19 protein-coding genes are annotated in these 21,992 nt (G+C 42.5%); 5 read left to right on the top strand and 14 right to left on the bottom strand.

Annotation, left to right across the window (positions count from 1 at the left end):
- Window positions 1-17: 17 nt before the first annotated feature.
- The 4 genes from Q1B03_RS07795 to Q1B03_RS07780 all read right to left on the bottom strand — a co-directional run bounded on the left by Q1B03_RS07795 (window position 18) and on the right by Q1B03_RS07780 (window position 6,007).
- Window positions 18-1,574, bottom strand: a complete 1,557-nt coding sequence (locus Q1B03_RS07795; protein ID WP_299740056.1) for a fatty acid--CoA ligase family protein — start codon at window positions 1,572-1,574, stop codon at window positions 18-20.
- Window positions 1,575-1,724: 150 nt separating this feature from the next.
- On the bottom strand, window positions 1,725-4,127 hold the full coding sequence (locus Q1B03_RS07790; RefSeq protein ID WP_299740054.1) for a M14 family zinc carboxypeptidase: 2,403 nt from the start codon (window positions 4,125-4,127) through the stop codon (window positions 1,725-1,727).
- 147 nt (window positions 4,128-4,274) lie between these two features.
- A complete protein-coding gene (locus Q1B03_RS07785; RefSeq protein WP_299740052.1) occupies window positions 4,275-5,261 on the bottom strand; it encodes a lipoate--protein ligase in 987 nt (328 codons plus the stop codon).
- A gap of 11 nt (window positions 5,262-5,272) precedes the next feature.
- The gene (locus Q1B03_RS07780) at window positions 5,273-6,007 is read right to left on the bottom strand and encodes an MBL fold metallo-hydrolase (protein WP_299740050.1); all 735 of its coding nucleotides are present in this window, start codon (window positions 6,005-6,007) and stop codon (window positions 5,273-5,275) included.
- Window positions 6,008-6,201: 194 nt separating this feature from the next.
- Here Q1B03_RS07780 and yhfH point away from each other — a divergent pair, with 194 nt between their 5' ends.
- A complete protein-coding gene (gene yhfH / locus Q1B03_RS07775; protein ID WP_079533738.1) occupies window positions 6,202-6,336 on the top strand; it encodes a protein YhfH in 135 nt (44 codons plus the stop codon).
- 62 nt (window positions 6,337-6,398) lie between these two features.
- Here yhfH and Q1B03_RS07770 read toward each other — a convergent pair whose 3' ends face one another.
- The 3 genes from Q1B03_RS07770 to Q1B03_RS07760 all read right to left on the bottom strand — a co-directional run bounded on the left by Q1B03_RS07770 (window position 6,399) and on the right by Q1B03_RS07760 (window position 10,197).
- Complete coding sequence (locus tag Q1B03_RS07770) at window positions 6,399-7,151, bottom strand: FixH family protein (protein ID WP_299740040.1); 753 nt, start codon at window positions 7,149-7,151, stop codon at window positions 6,399-6,401.
- A 150-nt stretch (window positions 7,152-7,301) separates the two neighbouring features.
- On the bottom strand, window positions 7,302-9,500 hold the full coding sequence (locus Q1B03_RS07765) for a YhgE/Pip domain-containing protein (protein ID WP_299740038.1): 2,199 nt from the start codon (window positions 9,498-9,500) through the stop codon (window positions 7,302-7,304).
- 121 nt (window positions 9,501-9,621) lie between these two features.
- Entirely contained in the window at window positions 9,622-10,197 is a 576-nt protein-coding gene (locus tag Q1B03_RS07760; protein ID WP_299740036.1) for a TetR/AcrR family transcriptional regulator, read from the bottom strand.
- A 187-nt stretch (window positions 10,198-10,384) separates the two neighbouring features.
- Between Q1B03_RS07760 and Q1B03_RS07755 the strand changes: the two genes are divergently transcribed.
- Complete coding sequence (locus Q1B03_RS07755; RefSeq protein ID WP_299740034.1) at window positions 10,385-11,791, top strand: LysM peptidoglycan-binding domain-containing protein; 1,407 nt, start codon at window positions 10,385-10,387, stop codon at window positions 11,789-11,791.
- Window positions 11,792-11,886: 95 nt separating this feature from the next.
- On the opposite strand, the gene hemY is transcribed toward Q1B03_RS07755, so the two are convergent.
- The 3 genes from hemY to hemE all read right to left on the bottom strand — a co-directional run bounded on the left by hemY (window position 11,887) and on the right by hemE (window position 15,451).
- Entirely contained in the window at window positions 11,887-13,284 is a 1,398-nt protein-coding gene (gene hemY, locus Q1B03_RS07750) for a protoporphyrinogen oxidase (RefSeq protein WP_299741274.1), read from the bottom strand.
- A gap of 115 nt (window positions 13,285-13,399) precedes the next feature.
- A complete protein-coding gene (gene hemH, locus Q1B03_RS07745) occupies window positions 13,400-14,329 on the bottom strand; it encodes a ferrochelatase (RefSeq protein WP_299740032.1) in 930 nt (309 codons plus the stop codon).
- 90 nt (window positions 14,330-14,419) lie between these two features.
- Window positions 14,420-15,451: a uroporphyrinogen decarboxylase gene (gene hemE, locus Q1B03_RS07740; RefSeq protein ID WP_299740030.1), complete on the bottom strand. Its 1,032-nt coding sequence runs from the start codon at window positions 15,449-15,451 to the stop codon at window positions 14,420-14,422.
- 275 nt (window positions 15,452-15,726) lie between these two features.
- Here hemE and Q1B03_RS07735 point away from each other — a divergent pair, with 275 nt between their 5' ends.
- Window positions 15,727-16,233 carry an antibiotic biosynthesis monooxygenase gene (locus tag Q1B03_RS07735; RefSeq protein ID WP_299740028.1) on the top strand — a complete coding sequence of 169 codons (507 nt, stop codon included), beginning with the start codon at window positions 15,727-15,729 and terminating at the stop codon, window positions 16,231-16,233.
- A 175-nt stretch (window positions 16,234-16,408) separates the two neighbouring features.
- Window positions 16,409-16,984 (top strand): cysteine hydrolase family protein, encoded by a 576-nt coding sequence (locus Q1B03_RS07730; RefSeq protein ID WP_299740026.1) that lies wholly within the window; start codon window positions 16,409-16,411, stop codon window positions 16,982-16,984.
- 107 nt (window positions 16,985-17,091) lie between these two features.
- On the opposite strand, the gene Q1B03_RS07725 is transcribed toward Q1B03_RS07730, so the two are convergent.
- From Q1B03_RS07725 to liaF, 3 genes are read right to left on the bottom strand one after another with little or no spacing between them, the layout of a single operon-like run.
- On the bottom strand, window positions 17,092-17,745 hold the full coding sequence (locus Q1B03_RS07725) for a response regulator transcription factor (RefSeq protein ID WP_299740024.1): 654 nt from the start codon (window positions 17,743-17,745) through the stop codon (window positions 17,092-17,094).
- 18 nt (window positions 17,746-17,763) lie between these two features.
- On the bottom strand, window positions 17,764-18,792 hold the full coding sequence (locus Q1B03_RS07720) for a sensor histidine kinase (protein ID WP_299740022.1): 1,029 nt from the start codon (window positions 18,790-18,792) through the stop codon (window positions 17,764-17,766).
- Window positions 18,793-18,829: 37 nt separating this feature from the next.
- The gene (gene liaF, locus Q1B03_RS07715) at window positions 18,830-19,645 is read right to left on the bottom strand and encodes a cell wall-active antibiotics response protein LiaF (protein WP_299740020.1); all 816 of its coding nucleotides are present in this window, start codon (window positions 19,643-19,645) and stop codon (window positions 18,830-18,832) included.
- Between the two features lie 242 nt (window positions 19,646-19,887).
- On the opposite strand from liaF, the gene Q1B03_RS07710 reads away from it, so the two are divergent.
- Window positions 19,888-21,285 (top strand): hypothetical protein, encoded by a 1,398-nt coding sequence (locus Q1B03_RS07710; protein ID WP_299740018.1) that lies wholly within the window; start codon window positions 19,888-19,890, stop codon window positions 21,283-21,285.
- A 49-nt stretch (window positions 21,286-21,334) separates the two neighbouring features.
- On the opposite strand, the gene Q1B03_RS07705 is transcribed toward Q1B03_RS07710, so the two are convergent.
- Window positions 21,335-21,934 (bottom strand): phosphatase PAP2 family protein, encoded by a 600-nt coding sequence (locus tag Q1B03_RS07705; protein ID WP_299740016.1) that lies wholly within the window; start codon window positions 21,932-21,934, stop codon window positions 21,335-21,337.
- Window positions 21,935-21,992: the final 58 nt, after the last annotated feature.

The raw sequence follows: 21,992 nt of genomic DNA, 5'->3' as shown, positions 1-21,992 counted from the left end.
CTGAACATCTTCTTTTTTTATGATTGAAGCACTTGTTCTTTCAGCGCTCTTCTTAAAATTTTCCCTGTTGTATTCTTCGGCAGCTCATCAATGAACTCGATCGATGCTGGCAGCTTGTACTTGGCAAGATGCTCTTTACAATACTTAAGTACGTCCTGTTCCGTTAAGGATGGTTCACTTTTCACAACATAGCTGCTGACGACTTCACCCAGTTCCGGATGTGGGACACCGATGACCGCTGCTTCCACGATTCCAGGATGATTGTATAGCACTTCTTCGACCTCGCGTGGGTAGACATTGTACCCCCCGACGATGATCAGTTCTTTCTTTCGGTCCACAATATAGAAGTAGCCTTCTTCATCCATCCGGGCAAGGTCACCTGTGTATAACCAGCCATCTCGGATCGTTGCCGCTGTTTCTTCTTCCATTTTGTAATAGCCCTTCATGACATTCGGGCCTTTGACGATCAGTTCGCCCACTTGTCCGACTGGTACTTCTTCACCCAGTTCATCGACGACTTTATTCTCCAGGTTCATGATTGAAGTTCCGATGGATCCTGGTTTTCTCGGTCGATCCAGCGGGTTGAAACATGTCACAGGAGACGCTTCGGATAGGCCATAGCCTTCAGAAATCATGACGTTGAATTTCTTTTCAAAGTTTTTTAGTAAGGCCACCGGCAGGGAAGCTCCGCCTGAAATGCAGAGACGGAGAGATGATAGATCTTCCGGATTTCCTTCAGGATACTGGAACAGGAAGTTGTACATGGTTGGTACGCCGGCAAATACGGTTGGCTGATAGGCCTTCGACAGTTCAAAAATGGCTTTTGGACTGAAGCGTGGAACGATTAAAAGGGTCGCCCCTGTCATCAATGGCGCATTCAGGACCACTGTCAGACAGAAGACGTGAAACATAGGCAGAGCTGTAATGACGGTGTCGTCTTCATTCATTCGTAAATAGCTGCCGACATCGGTTGCATTGGAATAAATATTTTTGTGTGTCAGCATTGCGCCTTTCGGTTTCCCCGTCGTTCCCGAGGTGTAAAGGATGATGGCTACTTCATTTTCATCCACTTCCTCCCCCTTAAACGCAGGATCGCCCTTCCCAAGAACACTTGTAAACGATTTCATTTTAGGGTATGCAAGCGAGATTTTCTCTAAATCAATGTCCTTTGCCCGTTCATCCCCTGATTCACACAGGATAAATTGCTCGACATCGGATAATAGATGCTGCATCTTTTCGATTAATGGGAATAGCAAATCAAGAGTGACAATGGCTTTCACGTCACCATTTTTCAGAATGTAGCCAATTTCATCCGGTGTGTAGATCGGATTGATTGGTATAACCTTTAACCCCATTCGTAATGCCCCATATAATCCAATGACGAAATGTGGTGAATTCCCTAATACAAGCGCGATGTGATCCCCTTTTTTCAGACCCGATTGCTCTAAGCCACTTGCAAATTTCGATACAGCTGCATTTAATTCCCCGTATGTACTAGAGGTATTTAAGAAATAATAGGCTGTTTTATCTGCTTTCTCTTGAGCGATTTGGTCTAACCGTGTTGCGATATTCAATTGTATCCCTCCCCTTTTCAGTTAAACTGAATGAATGGTCATTCATCAAACTATTAAAAGTATTCAAAATATATTCTATATAAAGAATAGTATTAATACAAGTATGATGATGAAAAAAAGCCGCCCAATTTGGACGACTCTTCCATTTTCTTATTGTGCAAAAATCGCATTTGAAACGAGTCTGAACAGATAATCCGTATGATCACGGAAAGTTGGTTCGAGTCCGATCAATAATACATTTTCATCCTTCACGATAACAGGCTTTCCTTGAGCTGCTTCACTGTCTTTCCAGTGTCCGGCCAGGAAGAAGTCACTGCTGTTTTGATAGCTTGATAGAATTTCTGCATTACCTGTGTTCGTGTACCATGTTGGTTGATAAACAAATCCAATGTCTGCTGTTTCGTAACCAGCTGTGTAAGTAGAATCCGTGTGTGATAATTGGACGATTCCGTTGCTGTTGGAGCCGCCTGTTTCCACTTTCACATCACTTATTCCAAGCTTTGTCGTGGCTTGAGATGCACCTGCACCGACGGCAAGATATTGTCCACCATCCGCTACAAAACCTTCCACATTCGCTTTGAATGCTTCGTATTGTGCTGCATCCTTCAATCCGAATTCCGAATTGGCCACACTATTTTGATAGGAAATGAGGTTCGATCTCCCGTTATAAATAAACACATCTGTTGAACCCAGACCCTCTTCTGCTACCTGTCCGGGAGTCTTTTCTTCCACCGCGAAGCCAAGACGCTCCAGGGCAAGCTTCGTTCCAGAGTGGGATTGAGCTTTGTTCATTCCTCCATCTTTCAAGAGGGTTACATGCCGGGACGTCATTTCTTTCGCTCCTACAGGAACAGATTGGGAAGAAATCGTGACAGCAGAATTTTTCACAAGGTCGGAAAGTTTTGCTTTTGCATCGGCACCTGCATACATTGTTCCATCTTCACCTCTGTGAAGAGTGTGTCCGCTATTTAATAATTGATTGGCAATCGCTATCGATTCCACGGAGGTATTCGGGATCGCATATGGTCCGTCCCCAATGACGTCTCCACTTTCATTAAGTGCTCTTACTTGTTTCGATTTAACATTCAGTTCAGTGTCACTGCTTACTTCCACTGCATCGAAGCCCCATAATTCCGGCAGATTCCAGGCAGAGATATCATACATACTCGGTGTATCTTCAGTGATGTCTTCCCCGTCCCAAAGCATGGTGTTCGCGAGGCCGGCTTTTGCTTGCTCCATCGGTACGATATACGTTCCTTTCGGATATGTCACGCCATCAAACGTGAAATCCTTCTGAGCTTCTTCTACGACAATATCATTATCTTGAAGATGAAGGACGGCTTTCAAAGTAGCCGTTTGATCCTGTTCATCATTCGGCAGAATATAAGCAGATGGGAAATGGCCTTCCGTATGGAACGGATGGTCGAACTGGACACCACGTTTAAAGACTTCGATCTGATCTTTTACCATATCCACTTTGTTCTCGCTCGCATAGCCCAGTGCACCCATCACGGCATCATAGGTCCATTGAACCCCGTCCCAATCATTGGTCGGCGCTTCAAGTGTATACCCATATGCCCCGTGGTACATGGCATACATTGGAGTGAAGATCGGCGGATAATCATCCCATCCGGCAGAATCATCACGTTGCGGGATATAAGTCCCTTCCATATTCTGATAATCTACTTTTGACGATTCCGTATGAGTATTTTCATAGTTTTCTTTATTCGAAACGATATTGGATTCCATCGCCTCTGCTTGATTCATTGCCCACTTCGAATACAGATCATATTCATAGTTTGGATTATGAGGAGGCGTACAAGGCTCAATCAAACCTGGCTTTGTCGGGCCGCCATATCCTCTCACATATCCATGGAGATCAAGGAATACCATTGGATTCCATTCTGTGATCAGGTCTACCATATGCTCTGTTTCAGGCTGGGATTGAGTGATAAAATCACGGTTGAGGTCAATTCCATTTCCGTTGAAACGCGTAGCATCAATACGCCCATCCGGGTTCGCTACCACATTGAAAATCAGGATATGATCTTCGAGAATCCCTTTCGTTTGTTCGTCATTATCCGAGGCAAAGCGCTCGATTAATTGCAAAGCTGCGTCTGTTCCAACAAATTCTGTTCCGTGAATCGATGCATTGATCATCACCGGAACCTTTAGATCAGGGTGCTTATCGATAAAGTCCTGTGCTTTATCAGGCGACTGGATCATTTTCTTACGCAGACCTTTATAGTAACCATACTTCCCTTTCGCTTTCGCATCCGAAACGGTCACTACATACATATCATGACCTGCTGCTGATTTTGTTTCGCTCTTCTCGACAGTTACACGATTGCTTTCCTGTGCGATCGCATCAAGCTTCCCTTCAATCTCAGAGTACTTCACAAAGTCATAGTGCTCGCTATTAAACAAGCTTTTATCTTTCTCATCGAGTTGAGTACTTTGAATCGTCGTTTGTGGAGATTCTGCTAAAACGTTGAATGGTGCGGTGGATAGTAGAGTAAAACTGGCAATTCCTGCAATAATCTTTTGCTTCATTTATGTACCTCCAAATTCTGTAATAGTATAATGATAGAATAAATATTCATAACGGTACATAAATATTTATTCCTATATTTTGATTGGTAGGATTTTCCTAGTTGAGAAAAAAAGAGATTCCCTAAATTAGGAAATCTCTTTTTTATATTAGTACACCAAATCCACAAATTCATCCTTCGTCACATTCCAGAAATAGTGTTGAATATCAACACCTTCCAAAGCCCTGGCAATGTCTTTTCGTTCGTAGCGGGTGCCTGTTAGTTTTTCTTCGATGTCATCAACATTCCCGACTCCGAAGAAATCACCGAAAATTTTACAGTTATCAATTTTCCCTTTGTTCACTTCCAGACGGACGTCAATGGATCCGACCGGGAAGCGGTGGGAATGCTGGAGATTGAATTTCGGTGATTTACCGTAGTTCCAATCCCAGTTCTGATAGCGCTCTTTTGAAAGCTCATGGATCTTCTTCCAGTCTTCTTCCGTCAGGACATATTCTTCTACGTCGCTTCCGTCGAAAATATAATCCAGAAGGGTTGAACGAAATTGTTCGATGGTCATTTTTTCTGACAGGAATTCAGAAATGTTGGCCACACGGCTTCGAATCGATTTGATCCCTTTTGATTCAATCTTGTCCTTTTTCACCCGTAGAGCCGACACGACGTTTTCCATTTCGGAATCGAACAGCAGCGTTCCGTGGCTGAACATCCGGCCCTTAGTGGAGAACTGTGCGTTACCGGAGATCTTTCTGCCTTCTGCGATTATATCGTTACGTCCACTAAGCTCCGCCTTTACCCCCAGCTTATGAAGGGCTGTTACAACAGGCTCGGTGAATTTTTTGAAGTTGTGGAAGCTCTCTCCGTCATCTTTCGTGATAAAGCTGAAGTTCAGATTCCCTAAGTCATGATAAACCGCTCCCCCGCCGGAAAGGCGGCGAACGACATGGAGACCCTGCTTCTCCACATAGTCTGTATTGATCTCTTCAATCGTATTTTGGTTCTTCCCGATGATGATGGAAGGTTCATTGATATAAAACAATAAGTAACTCTCATTAATATCTAAGTTCTTCAGTGCATATTCTTCTATTGCAAGATTGATCCTGGGATCTGTAATTCCTTTATTATCGATAAATAACATCTTTCTTCCTCCTAAATATCTATTTCCATATCTTTTTTCGCCAATAGTACCTCGCCGTCATACATGGTTTTCGCTTCCGTTACCAATTGGTCCAGTTCGCCGAAATGAGGTAAATGTGTCAGTATGAGCTTTCCGGCATTCGTTTTCTTAGCAAGATTCCCGGCGTCAAGACTCGTCATATGACCAGCGTTAGAGGCATCCATTTCTCCATAAAAATTACATTCACACAGAAGCACGTCAGCACCCTGCCCGAATGAAACGAATTCTTCTTTAAAGGCGGAATCTGCTGTATAGAACAAGGATTTCCCATCGGCTTCGATTCTCATTCCGTAGCACGGCACGGGATGCTTGGTTTTCACAAACCTCACCGTGAAAGGACCAATCGATAATGATGTATCCTCCTTATATTCATGGGCTTTCATTAAATCTTTATATGTAATCGTATCGTAACCCCGTTGGTCCTCCCTATGGGCAAATACAGGTAATGTTCCTTTATTTTTCCCCAGGAAGAATTGAATCAACAAAGCGTGTTGTAGTACACCTATATCTGCTACATGATCTGGATGATAGTGGGACAGAAGGACCGCATCTAAATCGGTAGCCTCTACGTGATGTTGTAGATGGGATAGTACACCACTGCCACAGTCAATAAGCAGTTTAAAGTCTTTATGCTGGAGTAAATACCCGGTGCTCGCTTCTCCTGCCTTCGGATAGCCGCCCCATTGTCCAATAACGGTTAGCTTCAAATTTGAACATCGCCTTTCACTTTAGTATGTACCCCTACTATACTTCATTGTGCCTATTTTTTCATTTTTTTCGCCTATTTTTGAATTAATCGTTGACGAAATACATACTGTTATAATACAATAAAATAAATTAACACATCAGTTATATAACACAAACAATTGATGGGTGAAAAAATTTACGGAGGGTGATTAACATGGTAAAAAATATTGTGGAGTTCTTTCGAAATTTGCCGCCTAAGTCTTGTGCACAATGTGGAGATACAATTGAGGAGCAGCATGAATGCTACGGCATTTATTGCGAAAAATGTACGACTGACTACGAGTATTAATATTGAAGAATAAGGGGTAATAAAAAGGATGCTCTTCAAAGTGAAGAGCATCCTTTTTATGTTTATTGTACTTCCACAGTTTGCATTGTGTGTTCGTGAATTTCCTCACCTTTGGTCACGTGAACCTGTACATTATACGTCCCCGTTTCCGGGAAAGCATACGAACCATTATACTTACCAGCTTCACCCTCTGTTAAATCCACCCATTCGTGTTTTTCCTGACCCTCTTTGTAAATTTCCAGACGCACTTCTGCTTTTTCAAGTGCTGCTTCTTCATTTTCTACATGTACGTTCATTTCCGCTTCTTGATTCATTGTAATCGTATCAGGTTTGTTTAAGTGGATGGATACATTACTTTCGTGATGGCCATGGTGACCGTCTTCGCTTTCCACTCCATGTTCCCCTGCCTCCACTTCACCAATCGCAATTTCAGCTTTCGGCATGGTGTGCATATCACGGGCTGTTACATGGACCTGCACAGTATACATGCCGTCTTCTTCGAATGTCTTTTCTGCTTTGTATACACCATCTTTATCATGTTTTGCTTCGATCATTTCACTTTCTTCTTTATGGTCATTTTTCCAAATCTCATATTTGACTTCACCGGCGTCCTCTACATTGTCCTCACCTTGAGTGACTTTAGTGGAAAGAGAAATGGTTTCTCCCTTTTCTCCCTTTTCAGGCACGTCTAACTTTGCATCAATCGCTTCCAATTTCTTATCTTCTTTTTCTCCGTTATCCTCATTTGAATTACCGCAGGCAGCAATAAACAACGCCAGAAAGGCTACCAGAACAAACAAGCTTACCTTCTTCATCCCAAACTCTCCTTTAAACAATCTTCTTTTTTAAGTGTCTCACCATTATGTACTTCTCACCAATAAGTATACACTCTTATGCTTACGGATGGTTTGTCCATTTTATGAAGAAAAAACGGGAGATTTGTGTGGCATCTCCCGTTTTTTCCCTTATGCTTCTACTGTTTTCGTATATTGTTTCTTGAATAGTCCTACAAAGAATACTGATGTCATTGCGACAAACACAATGAAGTAACCCAGCAGGATAAAGAGGTTCTGCCACATGAAGGCAAAGTCTCCGCTTGAGATGACCGCTTTGAATGCTGACACTGAATATGTCATCGGTAACAATGCACTGATTGGCTGCAGAGCAGTCGGAATTAATTCCAGTGGGAATGTACCTGCACTCGTCGTTAGTTGTAGAATCAAGATGATGATCGCTACAAATCGTCCCGGATCACCAAGGATCGTCACCAGCATCTGAATCAATGCCAAGAATGTAAGGCTTGTAATAATAGTAGAAAGTAAGAATAATGGTACACTTTCCACTTCAAGACCCAATCCCAGGAGTAAAATGGCTGCTGCAATCAGTGATTGGATGATCCCGACTGAAGTAAGGACAGCGAATTTACCAAAGAACCAACTCATTCCGCTTGATGGGCGATCAGACGGTTCTCTCAGTGGATAAACTATGGAGATTAATAAAGCCCCTACGAATAGTCCAAGAGATAAGAAATATGGTGCAAACCCTGTTCCGTAGTTTGGAACATGATTGATTTTCTCATTTTTCACATCGACTGGACCAGCCATCATATCATACGTATCGCCATCCGCTTTGACACTGTTTGCTTCATTTGCTGCATCTTTTAATTTTGTTTCATATTCTGTTGTTCCATCAGATAGTTTCGTTGAACCCTCTGCTAATTCCGTTGAACCATCGGCAAGTTTCTTAGAACCATCTGTTAATTGAGTGGAACCATTGTATACTTTATTTAGACCTGAACTTAGTTCGCTTGCTCCTGAAGCAACGCTTACTGTTCCTTGATATACTTCACCGAGCTTATCATTTAATAAGGCAAAGTTTTTCACAACTTCCCCCTGACCTGCTTGAAGCTGGTTGGATCCTTCATCCAGTTGGGCAGATCCGTCTACTAATTGGCCGACTCCGGCATGAAGCTCCATTTGGCCCAGATTCAGTTTCTCAATAGCGCCAGTAAGGTCATCGGCCCCGTTTTTAAGGTCCCCTGCTCCCTTACTTAATGCACCTGTACCTGTTTGAAGACCGGTCGCCCCCTGCTTGATCTGATCGATGGCAGCCTGTAATTCTGCCTGTTTATCTTCCGGAAGGCTGCCCATAAATGGTGCCAGTTGTTCTTCAAGCTTTGTAGCCCCTGCTCCAATTGCTTGAGCGCCTGCTTTCGCATTATCCGCTCCACCCTGGAGAGCACCGATTTTTTCTGCAAGGTTTTGAGATCCGGCGTGCAGTTTTGCTGTATTGTCCACTGCGCTATTTAGACCTGCATCCACCTGCTCCAATCCAGCCTTGCTTTTATCGATTCCGGCTGCAAGGGCATCAATACCTGACTGGACATCCTGTGTTCCTTTATATAGTTGTTGGGATTTATCCGTCATGACTCCGACTCCGTCAGATAGTTCCTGAGAACCTTTTGCCAGTTTCTCAGCACCTGCCCTCGTTTTCGCCACACCGTCATTCATCTCAACATTCTTTTCTGCTAAGACGGCTAAATTATCCTTTAACTTATTGGCACCCTGAGATAAATCGATGGCACCATTATTGATTTCGCCAGCTTTGTCACTGGCCGTCTGGTAGCCGTCTCCCATTTCTTTGATTTTATCAAACATCGTCTCAGCATATGTTTCAGAGACAGACTTCGAAAGACTTGCCTTGATCTCTTTCATCGCTGTGTCACCAATTTGGGCTGACAGGAAGTTAAAGCTCTCGTTCGGAACATATTTCAGAGAAAGCTTTTTAGGGTTATCTTCTAGTAACGTTGTTCCGTTTTCAGAGAAATCCTCCGGAATCTCAACAAGCATGTAATAATCCTGCTTCTCTAAATTTTTGTATCCTTCATCCTTATCGACAAAGTGAAAGTCGAATTGCTCACTATCCTTCAGTTTATCAACCAGTTCATCCCCGATATGCAATTCCTTTCCGTCAAACTCTGCTCCCTGGTCGCTATTTACAACCGCAACCGGTAAGTCAGTAAGCTGTTCATATGGATCCCAAAACGCCCATAGAAACATGCCACTGTATAGAACAGGAATAAAGAGCACTGCTAGTATTGGAATGAGCAACTTTTTATTACGAAAAATCGCTTTGAATTCTGAACCAATAAATGAATTTTTCATATTTATCCTCCTATTATTTTTCTGGAATTGAATTAATGACCAATTATCCCAACTGGTCATTTTGGTGTAAAAATAAATGACTATTTCATTCATTTAGTCATTTACTGCCAAAAATGAAGGACTATCGATTCGATAACCCTTTAATTAAATATAGTTCAAAGAGATTGGCAATTTCATCTTTATCAAGTGGACCATGTGCACGTTCCCAATCAAAAATAAGTGAAACGTACATCTTTAACATTACAAAGGCGGTCATTTCAGGATTACATGGCTTAATCGCTTCTGAGGCAATCGCTTTTTCAATTCGTTGACTCAAGAATTCAATGACCGCTTTCTCCATGCGATCAATGACTTCTGATACAGCAGGAGTTCCCATTTCCCGGGCTTCTTGATAAAGCTTGATGGTCAGCTTATGCTCTTTCCTGAATTCAAGCATGCGGAACAATGCACGATGAACATTTTCTGAAAAGGTGTCCTGCGGATCAATCACTTCTTCCGCTTCCCGTTTCATTTCAATGATTAGCGATGATACAATTTCATCAAACAGTTCTTCCTTATTTTTGAAAAACGTATAAATCGTTCCTTTTCCCACATTCGCTAATTTTGCCACTTGATCCATTGTGGTGGCTTTATACCCAAACAATGAAAACGAATTTGTCGCAGCCTCCAAAACCTGTTTCTTTCGGTCGATCGCCATGAATACACCCCTCAATATGACCTTTTGACCAATTTTGTAATTTAGTCACTTTATTAACATTAATTAATTTATCATATCCCTTGCCAATACACAAGTGATTTTTTTCTTTTCGTATACCATTCATCCTTCATATAGAATAAGCCCTTCTGAATAGGCTATAAAGATAAGGTTTGTTTGGAGGTGTCTTATGAATATTTATGTTGTTAAGAGCGGGGATTCTCTTTGGTCGATTGCACAGAGATATGGTGTCGAAGTCAATCAAATTTCTTACGGAAATCAATTGAAAAACCCCAATATTCTCGTGATTGGACAAAGTCTTCTCATTCCGGAACCTTTAAAAGAATATATCGTGCAACCAGGAGACACTTTGTATAGCATTAGCCAAAAGTACAATATAAGTTTAAAAGAATTGATCGATTTCAATCAAATTTCAGATCCTTCAATGCTATTCGTTGGTCAATTGATTGTTATGCCTTCCTTTATCCATACAGTAAAATCGGGTGAGACACTTTATGTCATTTCTTATAACTATAAGGTTCCTCTTCAGGACATTTTGAAGGCAAATTCTATCTCGAATCCTTCTCTCATTTATCCAAACCAGCAAATCAGGATTCCAAACACGAAACTCACGACGGAAGTAAATGCCTATATTACCCGGACAGACAGTGAAGGGGTAGCGGAAGTGAACGGTTTGGGCAGCTATTTCACCTACCTGACTCCCTTTACGTATTCTATTACAAAAGACGGTTCGGTCACTGAGTTAAATGATAGTGCTCTTATTTCAGCCTCATATAACCAAAACGTCGACCCTTTACTGGTTCTCACAAATTTCACAGGTGGAAAATTCGACTCTGATCTTGTTGCCACCATTCTAAGAAGTGAAACTCTGCAAAACACCTTAATCTCTTCCATCTTAAAGAAGATGGAGTCGAAGGGCTATAAAGGTGTAAATTTTGATTTCGAATATGTATATCCCGAGGACCGGGAAAATTATAATACTTTCTTAAGAAGAACCGTTGCAGCACTAAAACCTAAAGGATACTCTGTGTCGACGGCCCTTGCACCTAAAATTAAAGCTGATCAAAAAGGACTTTTATATGAAGCCCATGACTATAAAGCACACGGAGAAATTGTCGACTTTGTAGTACTCATGACATACGAATGGGGATGGGCAGGCGGCAAACCCTGGGCGATTGCCCCGATCAATGAAGTGAAGAAAGTGCTTGATTACGCCGTCACCGTCATCCCAAGAAACAAAATCATGATGGGGGCCCCCCTCTACGGACGCGACTGGAAAGTTCCATGGGTCGACGGAACCTTCGCGAAAACCGTCTCCCCTCAAGGAGCACTTGATCTCGCGAGCAAATACGGCGTGAGGATTCAATACAATGACGTATATCAATCCCCCTATTTTACCTATTGGGACGAAACCGGTCAAAAGCATGAAGTTTGGTTTGAAGACGCCAGAAGCATGCTGGCCAAACAGAAAACGGTGGATGAATATAGACTGCGAGGCTTAAGCTACTGGGTACTCGGTTCTGCCTTTCCCCAGAATTGGATGTTGCAGCATTCCAGGTATCGGGTCGTGAAATGAGTGATGCACCTCCTGTTGTAAGCAGGAGGTTTTTTGTAGTTTCCGCTTAAAGGAAATTCGACAAAAAGACCGCCATCCAGGCGGCCTCCATGAACCTATTCCAAAAATTCCAATACCTTCAATACAGTCTTTTCCCCCTGCTCGATACAGTCCGGGATACTTACTCCTTCATATGAGCTTCCTGCTATAAAAAGTCCAGGCAGGCTTGCTTCAGCCTGTTTATACATGCCCCGGATACGTTCCCTGTGGCCTACTGTATATTGAGGCATGGAGTTCTTATAACGGGACACGATTGTAAACTCAGGTTCACCCTCTATATCCATGACCTTGCTCAGATCTTCAAGGACAATCTGCTCAATTTCATCATCGGATAAATCGACGATGGTTTCGTCACCGGATTTACCCAGGTAACATCGCAATAGTGCCTTTCCTTCCGGTGCAGTGTGTGGCCATTTTTTATGGGTCCAGGTTCCCGCCGTCAAGGAATAGTCACTGTTTCTTGATACAAGGAATTCCGTGCCGGCGATGTCTTTTTTTATGGCATCTCGTGCGAACCCCATTGCTACGGTTGCCACGGATGTAGCCGGCATTTCTTTTAAAAAGGTTAAGAAAGGATACGTGGGAAACATGGATTGTACTACATGATGAGGTGTGGTGACGATTACGCTGTCGGCTTCCAACTGCTCACCGTTTGTGAAGGTAATCGTGTAAACATTGGTGTCTTCTTTTTCTATGCTGGTTACTTTCATGCTTTTGTATACCGTGTTCGGATCCAGTCCCGCCTCCATGGCGTCGATCAAGGATTGAAGCCCTCCTGTGAATGTAAGGAAGTTTCCTTTTTCATCCGTGTTGGCAGAGTGGCCACTCTTTTTGATACCTGCAATTAAACTACGATGTTTTTGTTCCAATTCATAAAGTTGCGGGAAAGTTGACATTAAGCTTAATTGATCGATATCTCCGGCAAAAATTCCCGTTAAGAGTGGTTCAATCAAATGGTCAACGACTTCATCCCCCATTCTTCTTCTAAAGAATTTCCCCAGTGACTGATCTTCTGTTTTCTGTGAGCGGGGAAGCACGAAATCGGCGGCAGCCCTCATCTTCCCTGTCAATGAAAACAAACTGGTCGTAATAAATGGGGCGATCTGGGTTGGAATACCTACGATGGACCCACCTGGTATAGGGTACAGCTCACCTCCCGCTATCACAAAGGACGTGCCTTTACGGTTATGGATGAGTGTATCCTCGATTCCCAGTCGTTCCGCTAAGCGGGAGACTTCTGGTTTGCTGGCTAAACATGAATCCGGTCCCTTTTCAATCACATAACCGTCCCTTTTCAAGGTATGTACTTTTCCACCGAGTCGATGGGTTGCTTCCAAAAGCTTCACTTCGATGGGAAGGTTTTTATCTTTTATTTCCTGTTGCAGGTAGTACGCAGTCGTTAATCCGGTGATCCCTCCACCTATGATAACGACTCTTTTATTTTGTTGTTCCAACACGTTCATCGCCTTCTTTAACAATAGATCTTATTGAACAATAGAGAAGGACTAAAGCGGTGAGAGTGAACTCATATGCTTCAGTCCTTCCTTTGGTTCAGCCAAAAACGAGAAATTATTTAAGGTGTTTTAACACGACATCTGCCATTGCATCGATGAATTCAGGTTTGGCATTCGGCATTTCCGGACGATAGTACGAAGCTCCAATATCATCTGTTACCACTTTACATTCATAATCGTTGTCAAATAGAACTTCAAGATGATCGGATACGAAGCCTACAGGCGTATAGACGAATGTCTTGTATCCATTTTCTTTATAAAGATCACGGGTTAAATCCTGAACGTCAGGACCTAACCATGGATCAGGAGTGTTTCCTTCACTTTGCCAGCCTACTGCATATTCCTTCACGCCTGCTCCCTCAGCAATCATCTTCGCTGTTTCCTCTAATTGCATTGGATACGGATCGCCTGATTGCAGGATGCGTTCGGGAAGGCTGTGAGCAGATACGATCAGGACAGCATTGCTACGCTCTTCTTCAGACATGCTTGCATAGGTTTCTTTCACTCTATCCACCCAATACTGAATGAATTTAGGTTCATCATACCAGCTTTCAACCGATGTAATGTGAGGCCCGCCAAGCTTTTCTGCCGTTTCCTTCGCGCGTCCATTGTAGGATTTAACACTGAACGTTGAAAAATGAGGGGCAAGTACAATCGAAACGGCTTCTTGAATGCCGTCTTTATGCATCTGTTCAACAGCGTCTTCCACGAAAGGTTCGATATGTTTCAGACCAAGATACATTTTAAACTCAATGTCATCCTGAATGCTGTTTAAATGTTCTTCAAGACTCTTCGCTTGATCCAGGGTGATTTTTGCCAGTGGAGAAATCCCACCAATGGCTTCATAGCGTCCACGGAGGTCTTCCAGCAGTTCAGCAGAGGGAGCTCTTCCATGTCGGATGTGAGTATAGTAACGTTCCAAATCTTCTTCTTTATATGGAGTTCCATAGGCCATCACCAATAGACCCATTTTCTTCTTTGTCATACCATTTCACCTCGTTATCAGTATCATACATTCCATTATTGTGCCATGTTTCTTCATATGAATCCATGATTCCACACGTATGAATGTGCTCTACCTGGCACTGTATTCATGTACGAAAGCTGCCAGACGCTTTAATGTGTCCGGATTAACTTGCGGGAATACCCCGTGTCCTAAGTTAAAGATGTGGGAAGGAAGCTCCATTCCCTGATCAAGGATCTCTCTGGCTCTTTCTTCGATCACTTCCCAGGGGGCTAACAGAATCGCAGGATCCAGATTTCCCATTACCGTTTTGGAAATGCCTCTTTCCCTTGCTTCTTTAATCGGCAGGCGCCAGTCTAAACCAACTACATCAAGAGGAAGGTCATGCCATTCATTCGCCAAGTGACTTGCACCAACACCGAACATAATCAATGGTACGTTCTCTTCCTTCAATTCTGTAAAGATCTTCTCCATGACCGGCTTAATGAATGTACGATAATCTTGTATATTCAATGCCCCGACCCATGAGTCGAAAATTTGGAAAGCAGACGCCCCTGCTTTGATTTGAGCTTTTGCATACGTCACTGTCATAGCTGCCAGTTTATCCATTAAAGCAAACCAGGCTTGTGGCTCTGCATACATGAACGCTTTTGTTTTATTATAGTTTTTCGACGGACCGCCTTCAATCATGTAGCTTGCCATTGTAAAAGGTGCACCGGCAAAACCGATCAACGGCACGGACAGTTGCTCAACAGTCAATAATTTAATGGTATCTAATACGTAAGGAACATCATTTTCAGGGTCGATTTCTCCCAGCTTCTCAACATCCGCTGTCGTACGAATCGGATTATCGATCACGGGCCCGATTCCTGATTTGATTTCTACATCCACTCCTATAGACGGAAGTGGTGACATAATGTCTTTATAAAGGATCGCTGCATCTACATCATATTGTTCCACCGGCAGCCTTGTCACATATGCGCAAAGCTCAGGTTGGTGTGTAATTTCAAACAGAGAATACTTCTCTTTGATTTTGCGGTATTCAGGTTGTGAACGCCCAGCTTGTCTCATATACCAAACCGGAGTATAGTCCGTCTTCTCTCCCCTTGCTGCTCGTAAAAATGTATCATTCATTTGTTTCATACCTTTGTTCGTCCACCTTTCTATGTAACTCCATTATTCCCATTGTATACTAACTTGAGTAGATTCTGAAATTGTCTTATTTATAATATGACCGTACGAATTGTAACCCTTTTAAACTATAGACGTTTTAAAGAGAATTGTATAGTTATCAAGGGAAAATGTCATAAATTTGCCGATTTTCAAGGGGGATGAAAAAATATCCATAAATCATGTTACATGAGCTAAGGATTAGGGAAGAGTATACTAGAGATAACTAACTAATTGAGGTGATTTGGATGAAGGTTTATATAACAACGGGAACCCATGAATTTCTAAAAAAATTAATGGATCGGCATTCAGATGAAAAGATGATCTTAATGCAGGGAAAAGATGCCATGCTGCTCCATGAGACAAAAGGAGAGAGTGTCTTTGAATCCCCCCGCAAATATGAAGTTGTCGATCAATCCGGTGAGCTTGAAAATAAAGGATATGTGGTTTTCAATAACATTCCTGTTACAGATGAAGGTCGCCCACTATTTGAGTACCGCTTTAAAAATCGTGCAGGATTGATCGAAGAAGTTCCAGGCTTTACGGCTATCCGGGTTCTTCGCCCATTAGACACGGATACATATGTGATTATGACACTATGGGAAGACGAGAGAAACTTCATTGCCTGGCAGGAGTCAGATCAATACAAAAAAGCTCATGAAAAGCGGGGCACGGAAGAAGGAATTGATAATAAGAAAGACATCTTTCCCCGCGCTTCCTATGTTAGTGACTATCATGTAACAGAAGAAGAGTAAGAACCAAGCTGCCATATTTCTGGCAGCTTATTTATTATCCTGATATTCAAACCTTTCAATCTTAACAATTACACTTAAGGTGTACATACATAATTACAAATTATTAACAGTATACTTTATCGTATTGGATAGATATTTACTTTACATTACCCTATATGAAAGGAGTTGAGTACCGATGAGTCAAACGTGTTTGCTTCTGATCGACTTTCAAAAGGCATTTGGTCATCCTTCATGGGGAAAGCGGAATAATCCGGGTATGGAAGAAAACGCCTATCAGCTTCTTCGCGCATGGAGAGAAAAGGCATGGCCCGTCGTTCACGTACAGCATTCTTCCAATGATATGGAATCACAATTGCATTCAAGCTGCTCAGGTTTCGATTTTATAGACGAATTCCGTCCTTTACGAAATGAAAAGCAAATCATTAAGCACGTTAACAGCGCCTTTATCGATACGGACCTGGATTTATATTTAAAAAGGGAAAAATTCACATCCCTTGTAGTGATGGGCTTCACGACGAATCACTGTGTATCCACAACGGTTCGCATGGCTCAGAACTTAGGGTATGATGTGACGGTTCCTTTTGATGCCACAGCATGCTTTGAAACATATTCCTATGACGGTTCCTTATTTTCCGCAGAAATTGTTCACGGTCTGTCACTGGCTAATCTTCATCATGAATTCGCCACCATCGCTTCAACAGAATCCATTCTATCTTCTCGATTAAAATTAAGTAAACCTGTTACATTCTAAGAAATGTTTTGTTTTCGCAAAGGGGCTTAGTCAAGGGGAATCATTCCATTCCCCTTGACTAAGCCCCCTTGCTTTTTTCAATATAGATTCTTCTCGCAAAAGCTTCTCTACTCTTTACTACCAGCTTTATACAAGATTCCGTTTCGATTTGCATAAATGGCTGCCTGCGTACGATCGGCCACTCCAAGCTTGCTCAGGATATTACTTACATGTGTTTTGACAGTCTTGACCCCTATGAAAAGCTCTTCAGATATTTCCTGATTCGTCATCCCTTCTCCCAGGCATTTCAATACATCCATTTCTCTCGACGTCAGCTCTTCATGAGGCAATACTTCCTGAGGGCGGAATCGGTTCATCATTTTATCTGCCACTTTGGAGGCAATGACAGACTCCCCCTTCACCGCTTTATAAACAGCCGATGTCACTTCTTCGGCACTTGCCGTTTTCAATAAATAACTATGTGCTCCTGCTTCAATGGCGGGAAACACTTTTTCATCATCATAATAGCTTGTAAGTATGATAATTTTACAGTCAGGATGAAAGGTTAGGATTTTCTTGGTTGCCTCGATACCATTCCCGTTCTCCATCAATAAATCCATCAGAATCACATCAGGCATATACAGCTTCGCAAGCTGAGCCGCTTCATTTCCGCTTTTTGCTTCCCCAAGGAATTCGATCCGATCTTCTGTCAGCAAATAGGTTTTCATTCCTAATCGAACCATTTCGTGATCATCTACAATCATCACCTTTACCTTATCCACCTGTTTTCCCCCTTTGATTTAGACTGGAATTCTCAGGTCAATATACGTTCCTTCTTTCTCTTTAGAACGTATTTGAAACAATCCCCCGATTTCCTCGGCCCGCTCTCTCATTGTCTGAAGTCCGTAAGATGTCATCTTGTTTTCTCTCAGGTTAAAACCTCTTCCATTGTCACTAATGTACAACGTGACATACCCTTCCTTTTTCTCCGTCACAATCTTTACTTTCGTTGCCTCAGAGTGACGAAGGATATTGGAGAGGCTTTCCTGAATAATTCTGAACATATGGGTTTCCGTTCCCTTTGAAAGATTCTCAATCCCATCTAGACTTGCTTCGATTTCGATTTGTGTTTTTTCCTTTAATTCTCTAATTAAAATGGTTAAGGCTTCACAAAGACTTTCACCTTTTAAATCGATCGGTCGTAAATGAAGAAGAAGAGCCCTCATCTCCCCTTGCGCTTTTCCCGCAATGTCTGCTACTTGTTTAACGATCATTTCAACCTTCTTAGAGTCTGTCCCGATACTTTTTTGCGCGGCAGAAGATAGCATATTTAATGCGAATAATTGCTGACTGACTGAATCATGCAAATCCCTCGCCAGTCTTTGCCGTTCTTCCATGACAGCTGCTTGATGAGCCTGGTCGGCAAGCTCGGATTTTTCATCGGCTAACCTCTGGAGTGATTTCACCTGTTCTTGAATGAACACAGCAAGTTGATTTAATTCATCCGATAAGACCCCAAGCTCATCGTGTTCGAATCGGTCCACCCTGGCAGAAAACTTCCCGCTTCTTAACAGCGTTACAAAGGTGGAAATATCATCAATTCTTCCTTTAAATATATATCCTGTGCGAAATCCGAAATATATGCTTAATAATAGAAGAATGCTTGCCAGCCAAATGGTTAAATATAGTGAAACCTGAAGGGAAAAGCTTGGGTTTTCAGCTAAGTACAGATAGACCTGCAAGGAAATAAAGAAAAGCAAGACAGCCATGGTGGACATCATGAAAAAGCTTTTAAAAATCCAGTTGCGAATATTTGATGACTTTGCCACGTTCTCCCCTCCTTTCACTGGATAAATCGGTCTCTGATCACACTCGGCTGATTCGAATCGATCCTATTTTAACATTAACGTTCAGTTTGATCTTTTTGCTTGCGTGCTCGTATTCAGGCGAACGGTAATAAAGCTCGGAACGAATATCAGCAGACTTTTGGTCGAATAATTTAATATCCCCTACCTGAACTTTCAAGGTGATCTCCACTGGAACGTTTTCTGGAATGATCATCTTTACATCACCAATCCAGCCCTTAATATCAATGGGAGTTTCCCCTTCTGGTATAAAAGCCTTACTAAAGTCAAAATAGTAATCTCCAATGGCATTGTAAAGATTCATTGATTCCAGCGGCCAGTTAGGCTCAGAAAAACGTATATCCCCGACAATAAACCCTTTGTTCATTTTATTCTTCTTTTGAAGGAATTTCTCCCCCAACGGCTGATTTTCAAAACCTATGTGAGATGTCTCCTCTTTATTTGGCGATTCATTGCTTATGCTAATCTTGATGGGTTTATTTCTTCCCACTCTATTAATGGCAATGGCAATAATAAAGAGAGGCCATAGTTTCCACCAGCTTCCATAGTCGAAATCCACTACATCGTACCCATCGAGTATAATGAGCCCCCCTAACACCATACTGAATAGTCCAAACAGTAATTTCCAAAAGCTTTCCTTCAAAAAACTGTCTACCGTCCACTTCAAGCCAAGGAGTAACAACAAAATCGGAATAATATTGACAAATATCTGCGTTATTTCCAAGGAAATGACACCAATATTCAATAGTAATAACAACAATCCTATCGCCATCAACATGAACGAGAAAAACCATTGTTTTCTTCCCTTATACCTCATCCCAACACCACCTTTACATCTACTATTAGTTTCGCTATTAATGGATAAATTCCTGTTACTTCTTTCATTATAGATTGGTTTCTCAACGTATTTGAGGAGCATCGGCATGATTTTGCCTCAGTCTCGAGACGGAAAAAAATGTTTCTACTTTGCATCACACCTTTTCACTATTTTCATAATCTATAGTACAGATCAGGGCATATGCCTAAGTTTGAGGAACGATTTAGAGGAGGTTTTTTCTAATGGGGATTGATTTAACAGCTCTTCATTGGATTTATTTAGCTTTCATAGGATTCATCATCCTATTCATGATTTTTCGGAAAGACACCACGATCGTATGTATCCTGGGGATCTTCAGTATTGCCCTGGTGGCAACAGGGTCTCTAAGCGGATCGATTAGTAGTATATTTAATAGCTTTATATTCGCCATCACCGAACTGCTGTCTACCATTCTCGTGATATCCATTATCGTAGCGATGAGTAAAGGACTGACGACCACCGGTATTAACGATGTCATGATTCGCCCGTTTACAAAGTTCATCCGGACACCGGCCCTGGCTTACTGGACAATCGGTCTTGTGATGATGTTTATTTCTTGGTTTTTTTGGCCGTCGCCTGCAGTAGCCCTCTTGGGTGCAGTATTAGTACCAGTTGCCCTTAGAGTCGGATTACCTGCTCTTGGAATCGCCATGGCCATGAACTTATTCGGTCACGGTATAGCCCTTTCAGGTGACTTTGTCATTCAGGCTGCTCCGAAGTTAACGGCCGACGCAGCAGGCATACCTGTATCAGATGTTATTTCTGCAAGTATCCCCCTTATTATCGTGATGGGTGTCGTCACAACTGTTACTGCGTTCCTTTTCCTTAAAAGAGATATGAAGCGGGGAATCCTTTCGGTGGATTCGAGCTCCCTGGCGTCCATCGGCCAGGTTCAGGAGGAGTCACCTAACCTGTTATCTACAGGATGGAAAAGAACGATTGCCATTCTTATCCCTATTATATTTGCCCTGGATATTACCGCTATGGTTTTATTTGACCTTCAAGGAGGAGCTGCAACCGCACTGATCGGTGGAACATCCATCATCATACTTCTCTTGATTTCATTGGCTGCCTTTAAAGGAAAGGGATTGGAGAAAACGACGAGCTTCATGATTGACGGTTTTCAGTTTGGATTTAAAGTCTTTGGTCCCGTGATTCCAATCGCTGCTTTCTTCTACTTGGGAGACTCTGGGTTTCAAACGATTATCGGCGATTTCCTACCTTCATCATCACAAGGAATCGTCAATGACCTCGGGGCATCCCTTGCTGCCATCGTTCCCCTTTCTACAGCAGTCGGAGCGATCACCCTTACGACCGTTGGAGCGATCACGGGTCTCGACGGATCCGGTTTTTCCGGCATCTCCCTTGCTGGTTCCGTAGCCAATCTATTCGCAGATAGCATTGGGTCCGGTGTCGCTACCCTAACCGCCCTCGGGCAAGTGGCAGCCATCTGGGTCGGCGGCGGAACACTTGTCCCATGGGCCCTCATCCCAGCTGCCGCCATCTGTGGAGTCGATCCATTCGAACTCGCACGGCGTAACATGCTTCCTGTTACCATCGGATTAATAGCAACTACAATTGTGGCGATGTTCTTGATTTGAACATGATTTGAACATAGTGAGGGACGGACCTTGTATAAGGTCCGTCCCTCTATTTATCTTGTTTCGGCCGCTTCTCATAGAGAAAGATGCACAGTACGAAAAAGGAGTATCCGAGCAGGTATCCGGCTGCGACATCTGATGGATAATGAGCCTGTTCCACTATTCTGCTGAGCCCTGTCAACATGGAAAGGATGATGGACAGGATAAAGAGGCTCACTTTCATTCCAGTTGAAGAGATCTCTCTACTAATGAAGTATGCAATGACGAGTAAGAAGACCAGTCCTACCATGGCATGGCCGCTGGGAAAACTGAACCCTTCCTCGCCATGTGAAAATGGAGGTCTTTCTCTTTCCATCAAGCCTTTGATGGTTTTATTTAGCACGTTACTTCCAGCTACCAGCACAACAACGGTGATGATTCCAACATAGTCCTTCTTGACCCACCAAAGATATAAAATAAGGGCGATGGATGCGATCCCGATCACTATTTCAGTACCGATTACGGAAAACGATTCTATTAAGTGAAGGTTGCTCATGCTGGACAAGAGATACTCATCACCTAAAATCTCCATCTCATAAAAAACAAAATGTGCGATAGTCATAAACAGTACAAATGAAATGATGGCCGTTATGTATCGAAACTTCTTCATCTTGATCCTCCTTGAATTTCACTCTGACTACTTCCCTCTCAATATTTAGTGTTATAAT

This window comes from uncultured Rossellomorea sp. (genome assembly GCF_947488365.1).
Classification (GTDB): Bacteria; Bacillota; Bacilli; order Bacillales; family Bacillaceae_B; genus Rossellomorea.
Note: the sequence above shows the minus strand (reverse complement) of the source record. Positions and strands in the feature narration are given on the sequence as shown.